29 protein-coding genes are annotated in these 20,072 nt (G+C 64.3%); 13 read left to right on the top strand and 16 right to left on the bottom strand.

The window, feature by feature from the left end:
* Positions 1-17 precede the first annotated feature (17 nt).
* The 3 genes from FXB40_RS13845 (at position 18) to sseA (ending at position 2,624) form a co-directional block, all read left to right on the top strand.
* The gene (locus FXB40_RS13845; RefSeq protein ID WP_148772745.1) at positions 18-1,193 is read left to right on the top strand and encodes a vWA domain-containing protein; all 1,176 of its coding nucleotides are present in this window, start codon (positions 18-20) and stop codon (positions 1,191-1,193) included.
* A 32-nt stretch (positions 1,194-1,225) separates the two neighbouring features.
* Complete coding sequence (locus FXB40_RS13840; protein ID WP_148772744.1) at positions 1,226-1,639, top strand: rhodanese-like domain-containing protein; 414 nt, start codon at positions 1,226-1,228, stop codon at positions 1,637-1,639.
* A 133-nt stretch (positions 1,640-1,772) separates the two neighbouring features.
* The gene (sseA, locus tag FXB40_RS13835; RefSeq protein ID WP_148772743.1) at positions 1,773-2,624 is read left to right on the top strand and encodes a 3-mercaptopyruvate sulfurtransferase; all 852 of its coding nucleotides are present in this window, start codon (positions 1,773-1,775) and stop codon (positions 2,622-2,624) included.
* Between the two features lie 2 nt (positions 2,625-2,626).
* Here sseA and FXB40_RS13830 read toward each other — a convergent pair whose 3' ends face one another.
* Entirely contained in the window at positions 2,627-3,628 is a 1,002-nt protein-coding gene (locus tag FXB40_RS13830; protein WP_246207598.1) for a hypothetical protein, read from the bottom strand.
* 150 nt (positions 3,629-3,778) lie between these two features.
* On the opposite strand from FXB40_RS13830, the gene FXB40_RS13825 reads away from it, so the two are divergent.
* The gene (locus FXB40_RS13825; protein ID WP_187436866.1) at positions 3,779-4,951 is read left to right on the top strand and encodes a L,D-transpeptidase family protein; all 1,173 of its coding nucleotides are present in this window, start codon (positions 3,779-3,781) and stop codon (positions 4,949-4,951) included.
* Between the two features lie 91 nt (positions 4,952-5,042).
* Here the strand turns inward: FXB40_RS13825 and FXB40_RS13820 are convergent, their stop codons facing one another.
* Complete coding sequence (locus FXB40_RS13820; RefSeq protein ID WP_148772741.1) at positions 5,043-6,005, bottom strand: D-2-hydroxyacid dehydrogenase family protein; 963 nt, start codon at positions 6,003-6,005, stop codon at positions 5,043-5,045.
* Positions 6,006-6,148: 143 nt separating this feature from the next.
* Positions 6,149-6,364 carry a hypothetical protein gene (locus tag FXB40_RS13815; RefSeq protein ID WP_148772740.1) on the bottom strand — a complete coding sequence of 72 codons (216 nt, stop codon included), beginning with the start codon at positions 6,362-6,364 and terminating at the stop codon, positions 6,149-6,151.
* On the opposite strand from FXB40_RS13815, the gene FXB40_RS13810 reads away from it, so the two are divergent.
* Both FXB40_RS13810 and ettA read left to right on the top strand, forming a co-directional pair.
* Positions 6,363-6,581, top strand: coding sequence for a hypothetical protein (locus FXB40_RS13810; protein ID WP_148772739.1), 219 nt, complete (start codon positions 6,363-6,365; stop codon positions 6,579-6,581). The genes FXB40_RS13815 and FXB40_RS13810 overlap by 2 nt on opposite strands.
* Before the next feature lie 16 nt (positions 6,582-6,597).
* Positions 6,598-8,247 carry an energy-dependent translational throttle protein EttA gene (gene ettA / locus FXB40_RS13805; RefSeq protein WP_148772738.1) on the top strand — a complete coding sequence of 550 codons (1,650 nt, stop codon included), beginning with the start codon at positions 6,598-6,600 and terminating at the stop codon, positions 8,245-8,247.
* Here ettA and FXB40_RS13800 read toward each other — a convergent pair.
* Positions 8,207-8,698: a hypothetical protein gene (locus FXB40_RS13800; protein WP_148772737.1), complete on the bottom strand. Its 492-nt coding sequence runs from the start codon at positions 8,696-8,698 to the stop codon at positions 8,207-8,209. The two genes, ettA and FXB40_RS13800, sit on opposite strands and share 41 nt — an antisense overlap.
* An 88-nt stretch (positions 8,699-8,786) precedes the next feature.
* Here FXB40_RS13800 and FXB40_RS13795 point away from each other — a divergent pair, with 88 nt between their 5' ends.
* Positions 8,787-10,010: a lytic murein transglycosylase gene (locus FXB40_RS13795; protein ID WP_148773023.1), complete on the top strand. Its 1,224-nt coding sequence runs from the start codon at positions 8,787-8,789 to the stop codon at positions 10,008-10,010.
* A gap of 84 nt (positions 10,011-10,094) precedes the next feature.
* On the opposite strand, the gene FXB40_RS13790 is transcribed toward FXB40_RS13795, so the two are convergent.
* On the bottom strand, positions 10,095-10,379 hold the full coding sequence (locus FXB40_RS13790) for a hypothetical protein (protein ID WP_148772736.1): 285 nt from the start codon (positions 10,377-10,379) through the stop codon (positions 10,095-10,097).
* A gap of 238 nt (positions 10,380-10,617) precedes the next feature.
* A complete protein-coding gene (locus tag FXB40_RS13785) occupies positions 10,618-10,956 on the bottom strand; it encodes a hypothetical protein (RefSeq protein ID WP_148772735.1) in 339 nt (112 codons plus the stop codon).
* 136 nt (positions 10,957-11,092) lie between these two features.
* Between FXB40_RS13785 and FXB40_RS13780 the strand changes: the two genes are divergently transcribed.
* From FXB40_RS13780 to bfr, 3 genes are all read left to right on the top strand, one after another.
* On the top strand, positions 11,093-11,386 hold the full coding sequence (locus FXB40_RS13780) for a hypothetical protein (protein WP_148772734.1): 294 nt from the start codon (positions 11,093-11,095) through the stop codon (positions 11,384-11,386).
* Between the two features lie 166 nt (positions 11,387-11,552).
* Positions 11,553-11,825: a (2Fe-2S)-binding protein gene (locus FXB40_RS13775; RefSeq protein ID WP_148772733.1), complete on the top strand. Its 273-nt coding sequence runs from the start codon at positions 11,553-11,555 to the stop codon at positions 11,823-11,825.
* Between the two features lie 131 nt (positions 11,826-11,956).
* On the top strand, positions 11,957-12,445 hold the full coding sequence (gene bfr, locus FXB40_RS13770) for a bacterioferritin (RefSeq protein ID WP_092021671.1): 489 nt from the start codon (positions 11,957-11,959) through the stop codon (positions 12,443-12,445).
* Positions 12,446-12,520: 75 nt separating this feature from the next.
* On the opposite strand, the gene FXB40_RS13765 is transcribed toward bfr, so the two are convergent.
* The 3 genes from FXB40_RS13765 to FXB40_RS13755 all read right to left on the bottom strand — a co-directional run bounded on the left by FXB40_RS13765 (position 12,521) and on the right by FXB40_RS13755 (position 14,747).
* Positions 12,521-13,123 (bottom strand): MSMEG_1061 family FMN-dependent PPOX-type flavoprotein, encoded by a 603-nt coding sequence (locus FXB40_RS13765; RefSeq protein ID WP_148772732.1) that lies wholly within the window; start codon positions 13,121-13,123, stop codon positions 12,521-12,523.
* 77 nt (positions 13,124-13,200) lie between these two features.
* Positions 13,201-13,545, bottom strand: a complete 345-nt coding sequence (locus FXB40_RS13760; protein WP_148772731.1) for a hypothetical protein — start codon at positions 13,543-13,545, stop codon at positions 13,201-13,203.
* A gap of 140 nt (positions 13,546-13,685) precedes the next feature.
* Positions 13,686-14,747, bottom strand: coding sequence for an alpha/beta fold hydrolase (locus FXB40_RS13755; RefSeq protein ID WP_148772730.1), 1,062 nt, complete (start codon positions 14,745-14,747; stop codon positions 13,686-13,688).
* Between the two features lie 128 nt (positions 14,748-14,875).
* Here FXB40_RS13755 and FXB40_RS13750 point away from each other — a divergent pair, with 128 nt between their 5' ends.
* Both FXB40_RS13750 and FXB40_RS13745 read left to right on the top strand, forming a co-directional pair.
* The gene (locus FXB40_RS13750) at positions 14,876-15,142 is read left to right on the top strand and encodes a DUF2277 domain-containing protein (protein WP_148772729.1); all 267 of its coding nucleotides are present in this window, start codon (positions 14,876-14,878) and stop codon (positions 15,140-15,142) included.
* Positions 15,143-15,238: 96 nt separating this feature from the next.
* Entirely contained in the window at positions 15,239-15,454 is a 216-nt protein-coding gene (locus tag FXB40_RS13745; protein WP_148772728.1) for a hypothetical protein, read from the top strand.
* A 7-nt stretch (positions 15,455-15,461) separates the two neighbouring features.
* Here the strand turns inward: FXB40_RS13745 and FXB40_RS13740 are convergent, their stop codons facing one another.
* From FXB40_RS13740 to FXB40_RS13730, 3 genes are all read right to left on the bottom strand, one after another.
* Entirely contained in the window at positions 15,462-15,971 is a 510-nt protein-coding gene (locus tag FXB40_RS13740; protein WP_148772727.1) for a collagen-like domain-containing protein, read from the bottom strand.
* A gap of 123 nt (positions 15,972-16,094) precedes the next feature.
* Positions 16,095-16,343: a helix-turn-helix domain-containing protein gene (locus FXB40_RS13735; protein ID WP_148772726.1), complete on the bottom strand. Its 249-nt coding sequence runs from the start codon at positions 16,341-16,343 to the stop codon at positions 16,095-16,097.
* Between the two features lie 200 nt (positions 16,344-16,543).
* Positions 16,544-17,311: an SDR family NAD(P)-dependent oxidoreductase gene (locus FXB40_RS13730; RefSeq protein WP_148772725.1), complete on the bottom strand. Its 768-nt coding sequence runs from the start codon at positions 17,309-17,311 to the stop codon at positions 16,544-16,546.
* 111 nt (positions 17,312-17,422) lie between these two features.
* Here FXB40_RS13730 and FXB40_RS13725 point away from each other — a divergent pair, with 111 nt between their 5' ends.
* Positions 17,423-17,908 (top strand): J domain-containing protein, encoded by a 486-nt coding sequence (locus tag FXB40_RS13725; protein ID WP_148772724.1) that lies wholly within the window; start codon positions 17,423-17,425, stop codon positions 17,906-17,908.
* A 6-nt stretch (positions 17,909-17,914) separates the two neighbouring features.
* Here the strand turns inward: FXB40_RS13725 and FXB40_RS13720 are convergent, their stop codons facing one another.
* From FXB40_RS13720 to FXB40_RS13705, 4 genes are all read right to left on the bottom strand, one after another.
* A complete protein-coding gene (locus FXB40_RS13720; protein ID WP_148772723.1) occupies positions 17,915-18,553 on the bottom strand; it encodes a hypothetical protein in 639 nt (212 codons plus the stop codon).
* Positions 18,554-18,646: 93 nt separating this feature from the next.
* Positions 18,647-18,898: a hypothetical protein gene (locus FXB40_RS13715; RefSeq protein ID WP_148772722.1), complete on the bottom strand. Its 252-nt coding sequence runs from the start codon at positions 18,896-18,898 to the stop codon at positions 18,647-18,649.
* 218 nt (positions 18,899-19,116) lie between these two features.
* Complete coding sequence (locus tag FXB40_RS47915) at positions 19,117-19,377, bottom strand: hypothetical protein (RefSeq protein ID WP_187436865.1); 261 nt, start codon at positions 19,375-19,377, stop codon at positions 19,117-19,119.
* Between the two features lie 154 nt (positions 19,378-19,531).
* Complete coding sequence (locus tag FXB40_RS13705) at positions 19,532-19,915, bottom strand: RidA family protein (RefSeq protein ID WP_148772721.1); 384 nt, start codon at positions 19,913-19,915, stop codon at positions 19,532-19,534.
* Positions 19,916-20,072: the final 157 nt, after the last annotated feature.

Raw genomic sequence — 20,072 nt, 5'->3', positions numbered from 1 at the left:
CGGGCAATCTGTTACCCATGTTCCTGCAATTCTTTACGTCTCTGCGCGATGCGCAGGTCCCCGTGACACTGCGCGAATACCTCACGCTGATGGAGGCGCTCGACGCTGACCTGTCGGACTACTCGGTCGAAAATTTCTACTATCTGTCGCGCACCTCGCTGGTGAAGGACGAGCGCAACCTCGACAAGTTCGACCGCGTCTTCGGCACGGTGTTCAAGGGGCTGGAAAGCCTGCTCGACGCCATGGAGAAGGCGGAGATCCCCGAGGAGTGGCTGAAGAAGCTCGCCGAGAAATACCTCTCCGAGGAAGAGAAGAAGCAGATCGAGGCCATGGGCTGGGACAAGCTCATGGAGACCTTGAAGAAGCGCCTCGAGGAGCAGAAGGGTCGCCATCAGGGCGGCTCGAAATGGATCGGCACCGCCGGCACCTCGCCGTTCGGCGCGCACGGCTACAATCCCGAAGGCATCCGCATCGGTCAGGAGAAGAACCGCAACAACCGTGCCGTGAAGGTGTGGGACAAGCGCGAGTTTAGGGATCTCGACGGCAATGTCGAGCTCGGCATCCGCAACATCAAGGTGGCGCTGCGCCGCCTGCGCAAGTTCGCGCGCACCGGTGCGCCGGATGAGCTCGATCTCGACACCACCATTCGCGAGACCGCCAATCACGGCTATCTCGACGTTCACATGCGGCCCGAGCGGCGCAATGCGGTGAAGCTTTTGGTGTTCTTCGACATCGGCGGCTCCATGGATTCGCATATCGAGCAGGTCGAGGAACTGTTCTCGGCGGCGAAGAGCGAGTTCAAGCACATGGAGTATTTCTATTTCCACAACTGCCTCTATGAAGGCGTGTGGAAGCAGAACAAGCGCCGGTTCACCGATCGCACGCCGACCTGGGACGTGCTGCATAAATATCCGCACGACTACAAGGTCGTGTTCGTCGGCGATGCCTCGATGTCGCCTTACGAGATCATGGTGCCCGGCGGCTCGGTCGAGCACGTCAACGAGGAGCCCGGCTCGGTCTGGCTCGACCGCATCATCCGCACCTATCCGCACTCGGTGTGGCTCAATCCGGTCGCGCAGAAGCACTGGGACTATTCGGAATCGACCACCATCATCAAACGCATCTTTGCCAACCGCATGTTCCCGATCACGATCGAGGGACTTGAAGGTGCGATGAAGGAATTGACGCACTAGCTGCACGCGCGGCCGACAAGAGGGAGAACCACATGCCCCAAAACATCACCCGCGGCATCAAGGCGCTGATCGACGAGGCCAATGCCGAGATCGAGACGCTCACCGCCAAGGACGCGATCGAGATCTCCAAGAACGGCGACGTCGTCATCGTCGACATCCGCGATCCCCGCGAGATCGAGCGCGACGGCCGAATCCCCGGCGCGTTCTCCTGCACCCGCGGCATGCTGGAGTTCTGGATCGATCCGCAGAGCCCGTATGCAAAACCGGTGTTCCAGGAAGACAAGAAGTTCGTTTTCCACTGCGCCGGCGGCCTGCGCTCCGCGCTCGCGGCCAAGACCGCGAAGGATATGGGCTTGAAGCCCGTCGCGCACATCGCCGGCGGTTACGCCGCCTGGCGTGATGCCGGCGGGCCGACGGAGCAGTGGGAGCCGAAGAAGAAAATCTAAATTGGACGAAAGCTACTCACCACACGTCATGCCCGGGCTCGTCCCGGGCATCCACGTCTTTGCCACGACGAAGAACGTGGATGGCCGGGACAAGTCCGGCCATGACGACTGAGGCAACTGCCGGAGCATGCAAATGACCACCGATCCCCTCGTCTCCACCGAATGGCTCGCAGCCCACATTAACGACGCCAACGTCAAAGTGCTCGACGCCAGCTTCAAGCTGCCGGGCGTGCTGCCGCTGCCGAAGGACGACTATCTCGCCGCGCATCTTCCGGGGGCGGTGTTCTTCGACGTCGATGCGGTGTCGGACCATTCCAATCCGCTGCCGCACATGTATCCGAGCGCCGAGCAATTCGGCCGCGATGTCGGCAATCTCGGCATCTCCAATGCCGACACGGTCGTGCTCTACGATGCCGGCGGCTGGGTCGCAGCACCGCGCGCGTGGTGGATGTTCCTGGCCTTCGGCCACAGCAATGTGCGCATCCTCAATGGCGGCCTGAAGAAATGGCGGGCCGAGGGGCGCGCCGTCGAGAGCGGCGAGGTCAAGCCGAAGGCTGCGACGTTCAAGGCGAGCTACGATCCCAAGCGCGTGCGCAGCATGCAGCAGCTGATCGCCAATGTCGAAAGTCGCGCCGAGCAGGTGATCGACGCACGTGCCGCCGATCGCTTCGAAGGCCGCGCGCCCGAGCCGCGCGTGGGCATCCGCTCCGGTCACATCCCCAATGCGCGCAACGTGCCATACAATCAGCTGTTCGATGCCGCGACTGGGACGATGAAGCCGCTCGACGATCTCCGCGCCGCCTTCACCGGCGCCGGCGTGAAGCTCGATGCGCCGATCGTGACGAGTTGCGGCTCCGGCGTCTCGGCCGGCGTGCTGACGCTCGCGCTCTATCGCTTGGGCGTTACCGACACCGCTCTCTATGACGGCTCGTGGTCGGAATGGGGCCAGGAAAAAGGCCCACCGATCGCGACGGGTCCGGCGTAAGCTCAGCGCGTGCGCGTGGCGGTCGTAGCGAGCGTCTGCTGCTGCTGGCCGAACGGATCGAGCGATTGCTGTAGCTGCTGAGGCGGCGGGCGTCGCACGATGCGGTGACGCTTCTTCTTGTGCGCGCGCGGCTTGCCGTCGGGTGTTGCGCTGTTGGCCTTGGTCTTTGCAGGCGCGAGGTCGTTCAGCGCAGCCACCCTGGCTGCTGCAATGTCGCTCACGCGCGAAGCCAGCGCCGGTGTCGCGGTTCGCGGCACGTCGGTGGCGCTCATCGCCGGGGCCGGCGTCGTGGTGGCGATGGACGCCGTCGTGTCGGCCAGGGTGAGCGTGTCGGTGGGCGCGGGAGCCGCAGCCTGGATCTGGGCCGGCTCCTCGGTGGCGGGCGGAGCCGTCTCTGCGGGCGGCGCGACGGCGGCGACCTGAGGCTCTGGCTGGGGCTCAGACTGAATCTTGGCCTCGAGCGTCACCGCGGCCATCTGCTCGGGCGCGGTTTCGACCGCGGGCAGGCCAATGCTCGGGACCTGGTTGCCCGCGACCTGCTCCTGCATCGCCGGCGCCGTCTCGTTGGCGACGGGCGCGACCGGCTCCACGCGGAGCGCCGCGAGCACCGGCTGGGCCGGCTCGGAGGCTTGCGCGAACATCTGCTCCTGCGGGCCGTTCCGCCAGGATGGGTTGCTGACATACTGCTCGTGGCTCGCCCGCAGCAGCGAAGCGGCCCCTAAGCCGAACACCAGGATGGAGGTAGACAGCAGGATCGCGGCAAGCAGGAAGCGAAAGCCGGGAAGCATTGACGGATTGCGAATTTCCGCCCCGGCGGGTGGTAGCCAGGGCCCATGAGCCATCTGAACGCGGTGACGGTACTGATTGCCGTCTTCGCCACGCGGGGATTCGAGCTCAAATCGGTGGCGAATCAGGCTGATTCGACCATATCGCAACGTCTCCGCGCCGTTCCGTAAAATCGGGGTGGATGACTCCGGCAATCTACGGCGTGATGCGATTTCCATTCCCGTGATGCAACGGGGCAACTGTGTGCGATTGCATCACAAATCGCTAAATCGGCCCAACCCGGCCTGTTATGTCTTGAATGTGCCGCTATCTTCGGTCATCTGGCCGTTGACGGCTCGGACGGGGGCCGGGGACTAACAAGAGCGATGATGATCAAACATTTTCTGACGATATGCGCTGCCGCAACAGTCGCTGCGGCGGGAACCTCGCTCGCACAGGCCCAGAGCTATCCGGTCCAGCAGGCGCCGAGCTACGGCGCTCCGGCCGAATACCGGCCTGGTGACCGCGCCCCGAATTTCGACTCGCTGGAAGATGACGACGACGCGATGCCGCAGGCGTCGCTGCCGCCGCCGGGTCCGGCCGACGATCCGCGCTACGGCCGCCCGGCCGGCGCTCCGCCGATCTATTCGGCCGCCCCGCCGCAGGGCCCGGTGATGTCGCCGGATGATCCGCGTTATGGCCGTCCGGCTGGCGCTCCGCCCGTCTATTCCGCCGCTCCGCCCCAGGGTCCGGTGATGTCGCCCGATGATCCCCGCTACGGCCGCCCCGCCGGTCCGCCCGCGGTGATCTATGCTGATCGTCCGGGCCAGGCGCCCGGCGGTGATGGCCTGCGTCCGCCGGAGGCCGTTGGTGGCCCGGCCTCGACCGGAGCGGTCTCGCAGCAGCCCGCCGTCGGTGCCAATGGCCGGCCGATGGCGATCGCATCGCTGCCGCCAGAGGAACAGCCCGACGCCGCTCCTGCCCAGTTGGCGCCGAACCTGCGCCGCCAGGAAGTGTCGCTGGCGACCAAGGAGCCGGCCGGCACCATCATCGTCGATACCCCGAACACCTACCTCTATTACGTCCTCGGCAATGGCCGCGCGATCCGCTACGGCGTCCGCGTCGGTCGCGATGGCTTCACCTGGACCGGCGTGCAGAAGATCACCCGCAAGGCCGAGTGGCCGGATTGGCATCCGCCGGCGGAAATGATCGAGCGCCAGCCTTATCTGCCGCGCTTCATGGCCGGCGGCGAAGGCAATCCGCTCGGCGCCCGCGCCATGTATCTCGGCTCGACTGTGTATCGCATCCACGGCACCAACCAGCCCTCGACGATCGGCAAGTTCGTCTCCTCCGGCTGTATCGGCATGCTGAACGAGGATGTCTCGGATCTGTTTGACCGTGCCAAGGTCGGCACCCGCGTCGTGGTGATGCCGGGCGGTACGCCACCGGGAACGGCGACTGCATCGGCTGCGCCTGCGCCGGGCGCGGCCCCGGCCGGTCCGGTTCCGGGTACCCAGCCGACGGTGGTGCCGCCGCTGCCCGCGCCGGTCACCGTGCGCTAAGCGCGTCGCGACAATTCAGATTGCAGAAGGGCGTGCCATTGGCACGCCCTTTTTCGTTTCAGGCTTTCCGTCGTTTCAGGTCCGCGTCGCCTCAGGCGAGCTTGCGCGGCAGCTCATTACCCTTGGTGAAGGCGTCGATCGCCTCGACCATCTGGCCGTAATGGATGCGCAAGCCGTCCTCGGTCGCGTAGCCGAGATGCGGCGTCAGCACGAGATTGTCGAGCTTGCGGAAGGGATGATCGACCGGCAGCGGCTCGACCGAGAACACGTCGATGCCGGCGCCGGCGATCTTCCGCTGCTGCAAGGCCTCAAGCAGCGCCGTCTCATCGACAATGGGCCCGCGGGCAGTGTTGACGAGGAACGCCGTCGGCTTCATCCGCGCGAGGTCGGCAGCGCCGACCAAGCCACGTGAGCGATCGCTCAACACCACATGGATGGTGACGATATCGGCCTTGGCGAACAGCTCCTCCTTGGTGGCGTAGCCGACGCCTGCGCCTGCGCACTTCTCCGGCGTCAGGTTCGGGCTCCAGGCGATCACGTTCATACCGAAGGCCTTGGCAATACCGGCCATCTTGGTGCCGAGCTTGCCAAGCCCGATGACGCCGAGCGTCAGGCCCTCGATCTCGACACCGGCAAAGGTCTGCCAGGGCTCGCCGGCATGCATGCGCGCATTCTCGCGGCCGATGCCGCGGGTCAGTTCCAGGATCAGGCCCATGGTGAGGGGCGCGGTCGGATCGCGGGAATATTGCGTCCCGCCGAGGACGACGCCTTTCGCCTTGGCGGCCTCCATGTCGATCGCGGCGTTGCGCATGCCCGAGGTGAGCAGCAGCTTCAGCTTCGGCAAGCTGTCGAACAGGCTCTTGGGGAACGCTGTGCGCTCGCGCATCGCGCAGATGATGTCGAAATCGGCCAGCGCGCTGGCTGCGGCCTGCTCGGAGGCGAAGGGGTGGCTGAACACGGTGGCATCGACGCGATCGGACAGTTTCGCCCAGTCGGCAACGTCGAGGGCGAGGTTGAAATAGTCGTCGAGAATTGCACAGCGCAGCCGCGTCATCAGCGTTCATCCATGGCGAGAGGTGGCGGCGCCGGCGGAGGGGCGCCATCGTCGGAACCGGGCCATGGTTGCGCGCAATCACGCCTGCGCGCAAGCAGTCTGGGTCTTCAAAAATCTGTAGGCAAACGAGAGGGAACGGCGGCTCAGAGGTCGCGGGGCTTCAGCCGGATCGGCGCATCCATGCCGTGCTTGGCGCGCCAGGCCGGGCCGGGGCCGCGCATGTAGTGCAGTTCGGGCCGGTAGGGGTTGAACGCCGTGGCGAAGAAGCGCTTCCAGAAGCCCTTGATCTCCGAAGCGAGCGCGGAGGCGCGGCCGGCTTCTGCCGGTACGGGAAGGGAATGGGTCTCGATCAGAGCCATGATGGGCCTCGCTGTGCTCCCCGTTCATTCTGAGCGGGTGGCGCTGTTTCCGCGCGAGACCGAGCTTTGGCCTGATTTATTAAAAGATGGTTTCAATTGTCCGGAACGGGGTCAGGATGGTGTCCGCCCAGTATTCATCCGTGGTGAACGGAGGGAAGACATTGCCCTTTGGAGGCTGGATCGCTACATCGGCACCAAGCAAAACTCCTCAAATTGAAGGTTTCACGGGACCGATGGCGCGCCAATTTGTCTACTTCATGGACGGCCTGACCAAGAGCTACCCGACCCGCAAGGTGCTCGACAACATCCGCCTCAGCTTTTACCCGGACGCCAAGATCGGCGTTCTCGGTGTCAACGGCTCCGGTAAGTCGACCCTGCTCAAGATCATGGCGGGCCTCGACAAGGAATACACCGGCGAGGCCTGGGTCGCCGAGGGCGCGCGCGTCGGCTATCTCGAGCAGGAACCGCATCTGGACCCTGCGCTGACCGCGCGCGAGAACGTCATGCTGGGCGTCGCCAAGCAGAAGGCCATCCTCGATCGCTACAATGAGCTGGCGATGAATTATTCCGAGGAGACCGCCGACGAGATGACCAAGCTGCAGGACGAGATCGAGGCCCAGGGCCTCTGGGATCTCGACAGCAAGGTCGACCAGGCGATGGACGCGCTGCGTTGCCCGCCCGACGATGCCGATGTGACGAAGCTCTCCGGCGGTGAACGCCGCCGCGTCGCGCTGTGCAAGCTGTTGCTCGACCAGCCCGAGCTGCTGCTGCTCGACGAGCCGACCAACCATCTCGATGCCGAGTCGGTGTCGTGGCTGGAAGGCCATCTGCGCACCTATCCCGGCGCGATCCTCATCGTGACCCACGATCGCTACTTCCTCGACAACGTCACGAGCTGGATCCTCGAGCTCGATCGCGGCAAGGGCATTCCCTACGAGGGCAACTATTCGTCCTGGCTGGTGCAGAAGCAGAAGCGGCTCGAGCAGGAAGGCCGCGAGGACGCCGCGCACCAGAAGACGATTGCACGCGAGCAGGAATGGGTCGCGTCCTCGCCGAAGGCGCGCCAGGCCAAGTCGAAGGCGCGTTACCAGCGCTATGAGGATCTGCTCAAGCAGGCGAGCGAGAAGCAGAGCCAGACCGCGCAGATCATCATTCCGGTCGCCGAACGGCTCGGCGCCAACGTGGTCGATTTCGAAACCCTCAGCAAAGGCTATGGCGATCGCCTGCTGATCGACGATCTCACCTTCAAGCTGCCACCCGGCGGCATCGTCGGCGTGATCGGCGCCAACGGCGCCGGCAAGACCACGCTGTTCAAGATGATCACCAAGCAGGAGACCCCGGACAAGGGCACCATCACGGTCGGCGAGACCGTGCATCTCGGTTATGTCGACCAGTCACGCGACGCGCTCGATGGCAGCAAGAACGTGTGGGAGGAGATCTCCGGCGGCAACGAGCTGATCCTGCTCGGCAAGAAGGAAGTGAACTCGCGCGGCTATTGCTCGTCGTTCAACTTCAAGGGCGCCGATCAGCAGAAGAAGGTCGGTGCGCTCTCGGGCGGTGAACGCAACCGCGTCCATCTCGCCAAGATGCTGAAGTCCGGCGCCAACGTTCTGCTGCTCGACGAACCGACGAACGACCTCGACGTCGATACGCTGCGCGCGCTCGAAGAGGCGTTGGAAGATTTCGCCGGCTGCGCCGTCATCATCAGCCATGATCGCTGGTTCCTCGATCGCATCGCGACCCACATCCTGGCCTTCGAAGGCGACAGCCATGTCGAATGGTTCGAGGGCAACTTCCAGGATTACGAGAAGGACAAGATGCGCCGGCTCGGCCAGGACAGCGTCATTCCGCACCGCGTGAAGTACAAGAAGCTGACGCGGTGATCAGCCGGTCTCGCAGGTTGTCGAACCTGTCGAGAAAGGCCTGGGCGCGCGGCAGCGCGTCGTGAAGGAACTGCTTTGGCTCACGCAGCCAAAGCCCCTCGAATGGGCGCGAGCGCCGTTCCGAGATCAGCGCATCCGCTGGCAGGTCAACGAGCGTCGCTTTCCAGCCCGGATGAAAGCGACGGGCGCGCCTGAAGCAGAGGGACAGTAGCTGCGCCTCTGTCGTCAGGCCGTGATAGTCGAACGCGTTGTGTCCGTCGGTGACGAAGATGTGGTTGCCGGTGAAGCCCGCCGCAGGCTTGATCCAGCGGGCGTGGAATCCAAAGCCTGCGTAGCGATCGAGGAACGCAAAGGCCAGGACCTGGCAGGCGCCGTTGGCGAAGAACTGACGGTCCGGCCGGTGCCATCGTCGAACCGGGTCGTCCTTGACATTGACCTTGGGCAGGAACATCNNTCTCCGGCTACAACCGCAAACGAGCGTCGCGACTCGGTCGATCTCCGAGCCTTCAGGAACAGGTGCGGAAATGCAATATCGGACAATGATCAAGCTGGCCGTCGCCCTGCTATGGATGGTTCTGCTCGGCTCGCAACCGATCCACGCCGCTGACGCTGCCTTCACGCAGTTCATCGCCTCGCTCTGGCCGGAAGCGCAGGAGGCCGGCGTCTCGCGCGCGACGTTCGATCAACAGACGCGCGGGCTCGAGCCGGATTACAAGCTGCCTGATCTGATCCTGCCCGGACGGCCCGCGACCGGCGCGCCGTCGCAGGCCGAATTTGTGCAGGTGCCGGCGGACTATGTCAGGGAAGGCTCGATTGCGAATCTCGCGGGCGAGGGGCAGCGGTTGCTGCAGAAATACAATGCCGCGCTGACGAAGATCGAGAAGAGCTCCGGTGTGCCCGCCACCGTGATGCTCGCGATCTGGGGACGCGAGACCGATTACGGCCGCTATACGCTGCCTTACGATCTCGTCCGCGTGCTGGCGACGCAGGCCTATGTCGGACGGCGCAAGGACACCTATCGCAACGAGTTCATCCTGTCGCTGAAGATCCTCGGCGAGGGCGTGGTGACGCGCAAGGACATGCGCTCGTCCTGGGCCGGCGCCACCGGGCTCACGCAGTTCCTGCCGTCCGAATATTACAAGCATGGCGTCGATTTCGATGGCGACGGCCGCATCGACATCTGGCACTCGGTGCCGGATGCGCTGGCCTCTGCTGCGCAGCAGCTCGTCAACAAGGGCTGGCAGAGCGGTGTGCGCTGGGCCTATGAGGTCAAGGCGCCGGCAAAGGTCGACTGCACCACCGGCGTGCCCGAGGTGACGAAGCCGATCGGCCAGTGGCTGCGTGAAGGCTTTGTGCCGGTGCGCGGCGAGAGTCTCAGCGCAGCCGAGCAGGCGCAGCCGGCATCACTGCTCCAGCCGGAGGGTATCTATGGTCCGGCGTTCCTGACCACGAAGAACTACTTCGTCATCAAGGAATACAATTTCTCCGACCTCTATGTGCTGTTTGTCGGCCATCTCAGCGACCGCATGACGAGCCCGCTCCCGTTCGCGACGCCGTGGTCCGCGTCGAAGCAATTGCGCACGAAGGACGTCGAGACAATGCAGCGCGGGCTGACGCACGCCGGGCTCTACAAGGACAAGATCGACGGCAAGGCCGGCATGCAGACGCGCGCTGCGCTTGGCGCCTATCAGAAGTCGGCCGGGCTCAAGGTCGATTGCTGGCCGAGCGAAGAGGTGCTGCGTTCGATCCAGGCGGCGCGCTGACAAAGCCGCCAAAAAGAAAAAAGCCCGGCCGATGGTCTCGGCCGGGCTTCGATCGCGGCGCTTGGTCAGCGCCGTGCGATCAGATCAGTAGCAGACGCGAACCGGGCGGACGGCCCAGCCGTAACCGTCCCAATAGCGCTGGCGCTGCCAGTAGCAGGGCGGCGGGGGCGGGCCGGGCTCGGCCACGTACACCGGTCCGCCGTAAGCGGGACGGCTCGACGCGATGGCGCCGCCGATGATCGCGCCGCCGAGCAGGCCGGCCGCGATGCCGACGCCAACGCCGTCATGGGCCTGGGCGGACGGCGTGGCGGTCACCAGCGAACCGGCGATCGTCGCAACCGTGAGGGCGGCAACAATAGTCTTCTTCATGCTCTTGGCACTCCTGAGAGATGGACGCTCCATGTTGGAAGCGCCCGGGTTTCAAAGGTTCACGCACACTCTGATCGAATTGGCCTTGCAGCTAGGAAGCGCGCAAATGGTCAATCCGCGGTAAACGCGCACGGAGCTGTGACGAGAAAAAGCGGTCTTTTTCAGGCCCGGAGATGAACGGCGCATCCGTAGTGGACAGGCTCAATTGAATCGCTTCAACCGAGTGGTCTAACGCGCCTCAGCCGCAGACTCTGACGCGGCGAACGCGCCAGGCGTAGCCGTCCCAGAAGCGCTGCTTCTGCCAGACACAGCCATCGCCGTAATAGTCGTCAGCGACGTAACCGGGACCCGGAGCGTAGTAGCGGGGCGGATAGTAACCGGGGCCGTAACCCGGGCCATACGCGTAGCCCGGTCCGGGTCCGTAATAATACGGAGAGGCTAGCGCGCCACCGACGATGGCGCCCCCGATGATCCCGGCGGCGACGCCGGCAGCGACACCGCGCTGTGCATGGGCCGGCGTACCCGCGGCCAGAACCAGGGTGGCGGCGGCAGCGACCGCCATAAGCGACTTCTTCATTGGGGCGACCTTTCACAGCGAACGCGGAACTCTTGCGGCCAAAGTTCCATACTTCGTTTGAACGATCAATGAACGGCGCATTGGCCGGGTGCGACCAATTGGTAGAAATGGCCGATTTCATGCCTGGGAGGCGAACATGAACATCCTGACCAACGCCCTGATCGCCGTCGCGGCCGTCGGCGTGGTCGGCTATGCCCTGATGAGCCATTTACAGAGCCGCGCCCCACGCCCGCGCGCCAGGGCAGGCGGCGACGGCGGAAGCGAGAGTTATTCGGACACCACGAATGAGGGCTTCTCGCTCGGAAGCTGGTTCTCCAGCGACAGTTCCGGAAGCTCAACCGACAGCGGCAACTGCTCCACGAGCGATAGCGGCGGGGGTGGAGATTGCGGAGGCGGGCGCGATGTTGGAGGAGGCGGGAGCAGCGACTAGGTCCTATCCGGCCTCATCTTGATCCAGCGCAACTCCCTATTTTAGAGCCGTTCTAGGCTGCTTCCGGGCCAGTTTGGAATAGCTTGAAATACCGGTTTTTCCTTTTGCATCCGGACGGCCCCTTAAATATCGATGATGGAGCATCACCGAAGGGCCTACCGCTTCCATGATCGTTTGTTCCTGTAACGTGCTGAGCGATGACGACATCCGCGCCGCCGTCGCCGAGTCCGACGATGCCGTGCGCCATGCCAAGCAGATCTATGGATGCCTCGGCTGCAGCGCCGAGTGCGGCCGCTGCGCCCGGACAATCAAGACCATCATCGACGAAGCGCTCGGCCCCTGTGCCAAATCGTGCTGTTCCGGCTGTCCGCACAGCCACACCGTGGCCGCCAACGACGAGACGGCCCAGCCCGCCCAGTTCGCCCTCGCGGCCTGCTGAAAACTTCCGCAAATTCGGCTGAGCTTTTCCCCGGCTGCGTCCCCGTAGCCGGTTGCCCTCGTGTTTAATCTGATTTAGAAGCGTTCTAAAGTCGGTTAGGTCCGATTTGGACGCAAGAGCTGGAGTGCATCATGCAGGGCGACGCAAAAGTTATCGACTATCTCAACAAGGCGCTGCGCCACGAGCTAACTGCGATCAACCAGTACTGGCTGCACTACCGCTTCCTCGACAATTGGGGTCTCCGCGACATGGCCAAGGTCTGGCGCAAGGAGTCCATCGAAGAGATGGAGCACGCCGACAAGCTCACCGAGCGGATCCTGTTCTTCGACGGCTTCCCGAACATGCAGGTGCTCGATCCGCTGCGCATCGGCCAGAACGTCAAGGAAATCATCGAGTGCGATCTCGCCGCCGAGATGAGCGCGCGGGCGCTCTACCAGGAGGCGGCCGGCTATTGCAACAGCGCCAAGGACTACGTCACGCGTGACCTGTTCGAGAAGCTGATGAGCGACGAGGAGCACCACATCGACTTCCTCGAGACCCAGCTCGACCTGATCGGCCGCATCGGCCTCGAGCTCTACACCCAGAAGCATGTCGGCGGGCTCGAGGGCGAAGGGCACTAAGCTCCGGCGCCAGCCGCGCATTTTTGCAAAACGTCTCGGCGAAAGGCCGGGACGTTTTTTTTGTCGACTACCCAGTTACAGCTGCGTCTTGTAGCGCTCTTCCACGATCTCCTGGCTCTCCGGCTCGCCGAGGCTGGTCTGATCGTGGATGACCTGGCTGATGCTCGGCATCACCGAGCGCTGCACCTTCTCCGGTGCCCATAGCTTTGAGCGCATCAGCGCCTTGCCGCAGTGGAAATAGACTTCGTTGACGGCGACGCTCAGCACCGCGCGCGGCGGTTTGCCGAACTCGACCATCGAGGCGAGCAGATCCGGATCGGCCGACAGCGTGCCGCGGCCGCCGACGCGCAGCGTCTCGTCGATGCCCGGCACGAAGAACAGCAGATGCACGAAGCCCGAGCCTTCGACGACGTTGCGGAAACTGTCGATGCGGTTGTTGCCGGCACGGTCGGGCATCAGCAGTTGATTGGGGCCGACGACATGGACGAAGCCGATGCCGCCGCCGCGCGGCGAGGCGTCGACGCTGCCGTCGGTGCCTGACGTCGCGAGCACGCAGAACGGCGACATCTCGATGAACTTCTTCGCATGCACGTCAATCGCGGGACGTGCCTTCGCGATCACGCGTGGGGTCGGCTTCGCGTAGATGGTGGCGAGGTCTTCGGAGCAAAGGTCGGTCAATTGTGTGCCTCCACATCAGCCTGCTGTCAAACTACCCGATCGAGGCGTCTCCAGCCAATGGAATCCACCAAGACGCGCTACACTGCGTCGGCGGGCACGAAGCAACTGATGATGATGGCGCCGCGGTGGTGGACGTACCACACCACGGCTTGACCGACCGGATTGCCACGATCGCGGATGATGGCGCGCTCGGGCACCTCCATCCATTGTCCCTCGATCGGCACCCAATAGGAACCTTTGCGCACGTCGTAGTCGGTGCGATGGCCGTCGGAGATGTCGCAGCAGGGTACGCCGTTCGGCGCGATCACACTCTTGAACCAGGCGCGGATGTCGGGCGGAACGTTGTCGTATTGGCCGTTGTCGAACGCGAACGCGGCGCTCGTCATCGCGGCGAGCCAAACGCACAGCGCAAGCCTGTGCATGCAATCCTCCTCATCGCGTGTCGATTCGTATCGTTGACGCGATTAAGCCCGAGCCGTCAGCTCATTGCATGCTCAAATTATATGCGGCACTGATGCGCCGCATATGATGCGTTGCGATATCGGGGCGGCTTTGACGATGCCTACATCGTGCGCTGCGGTGCAGTCTGCAGCAATTGCCGAACCTGCTCGCTGTAGAATTTTGCGTTGCCGGTGGTGCCGTGGCCGCGCGTCTCGGTGCTTGCGGGGATGAGATACAGCTTGCCGTTCTTGACCCGCTTCATTGCGGCGTCCGTCACGCCGGTCTCAGGCGGGTTGCGCTCGTCGTCGGCGGAGTTGATCAGCAGCAGCGAGGCCTCGATTCCCTCCAGCTTGTCGCCGGCGTTGTAGTCGTGCGAGGAGTCCCATTGGTAGACGTAGTCGTTGGCATCCGCCGGGATCGGCGTCGCCAGCCGTTCGTCGACGATCTTGTCGGCCTTCGCTGCGGTCGGTGCCTGTTGCTGATAGGCGAGCGTGCCGCCGATGCTGGCGATGCCATAGGCCGTGATGGCGTATTTCATCATGCGCGGCTGGCTGGTGTAATTGCCGCCATTGTAATCGGGATCGTTGCGGATGGTGTCGAGCATGATCCGCCGCATCATCCAGTTGCGCGATGCCATCTCGGTCGGCTGCGAGGCCATCGGCACCAGCGCGTCCATGTCCTTGGGATATGTCTCGCCCCACAGCCAGGTCTGCATGCCGCCCATGGAGTTGCCGATCACGAGCCGCAGATGCTTGACGCCGAGGCCATCGGTCACGAGGCGATGCTGCGCCTCGACCATGTCATCGTAATTGTATTTCGGGAAGCTCGTCTTCATGCCGTCGGACGGTTTTGACGATTTGCCGTGGCCGATCGCGTCGGGAATGATGATGTAATATTTGGACGCGTCGAGCGGCTGTCCGGCGCCGAACAGCTCGCCGGCGAAGGCGGGCGTCAGCATGCTCGCGCCCGAGCCGCCGGTGCCGTGTAGCACCAGCACCGGTTGTCCGGTCGGTTCACCGACAGTGGTGTAATGCAGCTTCAATTCCGGCATGACCTCGCCGGTGTGGAACTTGAAATCCTTGGCGACCCAATCGCCCTGTTTCGGCGCCGGATAATCGGCGGCGAAGACCGATGTCGAGATGCACAGCAGAACGGCCGACAGCGCCGCGCAAGAAGCTTTCATGTTGGTCTCCCCAAGTGCGGCTCATGGCTCGCGGCCGCGTTGGGTTGGACCTTAGCAGAAGTGTCCGGAAGGATGTAGGGTTTCGGCTCAGCCGATCGTCTTATGAGGAAATCCACGGGAGAGACTGCATGTGCCGCAACATCAAGACGCTGTTCAATTTCGAGCCGCCCGCGACGGAGGACGAGATCCATGCCAGCGCGCTCCAGTTCGTGCGAAAACTCTCCGGCTTCAGCAGGCCGTCGCAGGCCAATGAGGCGGCATTCGACCGCGCGGTCGCCGAGGTCTCGGAGGCTGCGCGAAAACTGCTGACCTCGCTGCACACCCACGCGCCGACGCGCGACCGCGAGGTCGAGGCGGAGAAGGCGAAGGAGCGTTCGCGGCTGCGCTTCGGTTAGAGGTTGCGCCAGGCACGACCGTGATCTGGCTCACGGAAGCGATGGCCGTCACGCGCGATGATGCTCGCCGGGGTTTTGACAACCCGGAGCACGATCATGAGCCGCCCCCTTCTTCCGCTGAAAGCAGGTGCCATCGTTTTCACGCTGTTGTGGACCGCGTGGATGATGTGGTGGAGCGGCTCGTTCTCGAGCGCGAACGTGGTGATCCTGGCCGTTTGCGGCGCGGTGGTCGGTTATCTCTGGTACCGCGCCATGCGCTGGCAATTCGAGCGCATGGGCATGCTGCCGCGGCGTGAGGATCAGGCGAAGTAGGCGCCTGCTAATCCTTGTGGCCGTGCTTCTTCTTTTTCTTCTTTTTCTTGTGCTCGTCGCCCTCGGCATCGTCGCTCTCGGCGTCCTCGTCGGAGGACGCATCTTCTTCAGCCTCGTGGACGGCGGCCTCTAACGCGGCGCGCTCCGCGGCCTCCTGCTCGCGCTGGCGGCGGCGTTCGTCCCAGGCATCGAACAGCTGCTCCAGCCACGGCAGCACCTGCTCGATCGACGGCAATTGGCCGGGCGGACCGGCCTCGCCGCGCGGGCCTTGAGGACCCACGGCGCCCTGCGGTCCGGCTGCGCCCCGCGCACCGGCTTCGCCCGCCTTGCCGGGCAGACCGGCCTTGCCTTGCGCTCCAGCCTTGCCGGCAGGCCCGGGCTTACCCTGCGGTCCCGGCTTGCCGCGGGTGCCGTCCGGGCCCCGCTTACCCGGGTGCCCCTGCGGCCCCGGCCGTCCCGGTTCGCCCTGCCGTCCGCGCGGACCCTGGGGTCCCGGCCGTCCCTGATCGTCTGCCACGCCGCTGCTCCTTCTGCGCAAGCAAGCTACTTAGCGGCGTTTGACGACAGCAGCAATTCCGCCCGCGCATCGTGCCGGGCTTGATCAACATCAATCGGCGCTGCGGCGCAGGGGGCTCTCGCGTCAATCGTGATACGCCGGCACGACGATGCCGGAGGCCGCATAGATCCTGATCTTGTTGCGCAGCGTGCGCACCGACAGGCCGAGCACGCGCGAGGCACGCGTGCGGTTGCCGTCGCAGCGTGCGAGCGTCTGGAGCACGAGCTCACGCTCGACCTCGCCGACGGTCGCGCCGATCAACAGTGGTACGATCTCGTTGGGTGCAAGAAATTGCGCGCCCTGCTCTGGCGCCGCGACATGAACAGTGGTCATCAACACACTCCCCGATCAACGCCCGCTTCCATCGTTGGAAGCGGATCGAGAACAAACGACCCCCAAGCCGTAGATCTACGGTGGGCGGGTTTGGTTAATGAAAGGTTAATTGCGCGCGATCGCACGAATTGACCTTGGGAATGCCGCCGCGTCGCCGCGATTGGCACGAGATGCATAGCGAGGCGGACCGATTTCGCGCCTCACACCGTGCGATATCCGCCATCCACCATCACGATCGTGCCCGTGACGAAGGACGACAGGTCCGAGGCGAGGAAGACCGCGGGGCCGACGATGTCCTCGGGCTTGCCGGTGCGCGCGAGCGGGGTGTGATCGACGAACGCCTGCACCAGCGCGGGATTGGTGGCGCGCACCTTGGCGTTGATGTTGGTCTCGATGAAGCCCGGCCCGATCGCGTTGACGCGCACGCCTTCCTTGCCGAGCTCGACCGCGAGCGCCTTGGTGAAGCCGAGCACGCCGTGCTTCGAGGTCGTGTACGCCGCCGAGCTCGGCGTGCGCAGATGCACGAAAGACTGGATCGATGCGATATTGACGATGCGGCCTTTGCTTGCGCGCAAGGGGCTGAGGAAGGCCTGCGTCATGTTGAAGACGCCGTTTAGGTTGAGCGAGATGATGTCGTTCCAGTCCTTCGCGACCGTCTCGGTCTCCGCGGTGAAGGCATTGCGGCGGGTGATGCCGGCATTGTTGACGAGGATCGAGACCTGCCCGACCTTGTCGGCGACGGTCTTTGCCAGCGCAAAGCAATCGTCGCGTTTGGTCACGTCGAGGGCAAAGCTCTCGGCCTTGCCGCCGGCCTTGCGGATCTCTTGGGCCGCCTCCGCGACCGTGTCGGCATTGACGTCGAGCAGCACCACTTGCGCGCCCTCGCGGGCATAGCCGGCGGCGATGGCCCGGCCGATGCCGGAACCGGCGCCCGTGACGACGGCGATGTGGTTTGCGAGCAATGCCATGGCAATTTCCTTCCGATTTCGTTTCTAAGTTTCATGAAAGGCTAACTCGAAATTAAGGGGTCGGAAACGGCCGCCTTGGCATACTCGTCTTCATTGCTAAACGTTGCGCGCATGATGGAACGACTTGAATCCTGGAAATTGGCGCTCGAGCGCCTGCGGTCGGCGGAATTCGCCGACTGGGCCGAGGCGGGACGGCTGGTGGCCGAGATCGTGCGGATGAGCAGCGATGCCACGCTGCGGCAGGCCGCCGAGCAGGCACTGCCCGTGTTGCGCCAGGCCGCGGACAATGACGATCACAGCGTGACGCAGGCCGCCCGGCGCCGCGTCGGCGTGATCCTCGATGTCGTGCATGATCTGACCGCGCCGCGCTTCGGCCGCCGCAACGCCGCGCCGAAGAAATTGTCCAGGGAGGATCGCGCGCGCAAGATGCTGGGCCTGCCGCTCGCAGTGCAGCTCACCTGCGACGACATCAACCAGGCCTATCGCCGCGCCGCCAAGGGCATGCATCCCGACCAGGGCGGCAGCGCGCAGGCCTTCATCGACCTCAGCTCTGCGCGCGATATTCTCATTCACCCCGGCGCGCACAAGGACGCCTGACGGCGCTCAGCTCTTGCTCACGCAGCTCGGATAGGGCGCGGCTTCGCCCGGCATGATCGGGCAGAGATCGATAGGTCTCAGATCGCGCAGGCGCGCTTCCCAGCGATCGTCGTTGACGGGCGGCTCGTCGCTTTCGGGGCCGCGCTCGGCCCATTGGATGGTGTAATAGTCGGTCGCGCCCTTGAGCGTGATCAGCAGCGCGGTTTCGCTGTGCCGCGTCGGGCCGCTGTCGATGCGGCCGCAGCCGATCACGGCGACAAAGCCCTCGAAGCGGCCGAAGGTCATCGCGCCGAGCGGCCTGGCGGCAAAGCTGTCGGGGCAGGCCGTCTTGAACCCGCCTGCGATCGTGCCTGCAAAAATCTGTGGCGATGCGCCCGGCGTCAACGTTATGCCCTTCTCGCCGGTGACCGTGATCATCTGCGTCCAGCGCTCGGGCGTCTCGCCCTTGAGCACGGCTTCGCGGATGTAGTGGCCGCCCTTGGTGTTCTCGAACACCGCTTCGAAATGTGACGGCATCGTGAAAGAGACGAGCTGGCCGAAGATCGGCGAGATCACGCGGAAGGATTGCGGAGCCTGCGCCTGCGCTGCTGCGGCGAGCAGCATCAAAGCGGAGAAAGCAGCCAGCGTCGTCGTCCGTGCGCGCATCGACCTGCTCCATATCAGCGAGGTAAAAAACGACCGGGCAAGGATGCTAGCATCGCATCCTTGCCCGGCCCTTATCGTCCGCCGATCGAATTCTTACCAGCTGCAGTGACCGGCCTTCAACGCGTTATCCTTCAGCGCGAGCGCGTCGAGGAAGGTCGGCACCGACGCGCTGGCACGATGGTAGCCGGCCGGCCATGGTGTGGTCGGGATGCTCTCGTCCCAGATCTGGCACACGCCGCTGTCCTGCCAGCGGACCAGATGATAGCCGGCTTCGGCCGGGCTCGCGGCGACGAAGGCGGCAGCGGCAAGACCGGCGGCAGCGCACAGCATGGAAATACGACGCATGGATCAGCTCCTCAAAATGAAAGATGGGATGCGCCTCCCGACAATGACGGGGAGGGGGTGCGGGGCGCTTCTCAGCCTGCGCCCCGGACAAGATGTGAGTAGTTCCGTGTGCTGATCAGGTTCAAAGCGCACGCGATGGAAATGCCGGAAATCGCTCACCAAAAGAAGAGGGCGGGCTGCTTGCGCAACCCGCCCTCGAACTGGATCGGCCGATCGGCTCAGAGCGTGCAGCGGCGCTCGGCGCGCATCTTGATCTGGAGCTCGGAGGCCTGCGTGAAAGTCGGGAGCGGCTTGCTGACGACCTTGTAGGTCGAGACGCCCCACTGGAACGGCTTGTAGCGCAGGTCCTCGTTCCAGACCTGGCAGATGCCGGTGTTGTCCCAGCGGATCACGTAATAGCCGACCGCCGCGGAGGCCGGTACGGCAAACACGGAGGTGGCGATGCCGGCAACGGCACAGAGGGCGAGAACGCGACGCATGAAAAATCTCCTTGTGGGGAAGTGTGACCCGAAAATTCGTGCGGTAAAAGCAGGTCCTTTGCAAGCCGGGGAGCGGCCGTTCACGGATATGTCAGATGGAGTCGTGCACTTGGTTCGGCCGAGTGCCCGGCAAGACACACGCGCCAAGCGTGGATCACTTCGCCAGGGAGGCCACCGCCTCGATCTCGATCAGCATCTTCGGATCGGGCAGCGCCTGCACCACGCACGTCGTGCGCGCAGGGAAAGGCGGCGGGCCGAATGCACCGGCATAGAGCGCGTTCATCGCGGCCACGTCCGAGGCGCGGGTCAGGAGCACGTTGACCTTGACGAGGTCGCGCATCGTGGCGCCGGCCTCATCCAGCACGCGCTTGATGTTGACGACGACATTGGCGAACTGCGTCTCGAAGCCGTCAGGCAGTGCGCCATGGGCATCGAAGCCGGGAATGCCGGAGACGAACAGCAGGTCGCCGACGCGGGTCGCGAAGGAGAGCGGTGGCGCCTTGACGTGCGGTGGGGCAGCGAAATGCTGGATCGGCATGGGGACCTCGGGGGTGATGGAGCTGGCACGAGCGTAGCGGCATGCGGGGCGTGCTCCAACACAAAACGCGAAAACAACCCCATGCACAGTAGAAATCGTTGGCGGAATCTGAATTTCGGGAAGGCAGAAATTGTGGTTGACCCGTCGAGGCTGGGCA

The sequence above is a fragment of the Bradyrhizobium rifense genome (assembly GCF_008123425.1).
Lineage (GTDB): Bacteria > Pseudomonadota > Alphaproteobacteria > Rhizobiales > Xanthobacteraceae > Bradyrhizobium > Bradyrhizobium rifense.
The sequence above is the reverse complement of the archived record's forward strand: the minus strand, read 5'-3'. Positions and strand labels throughout refer to the sequence as shown.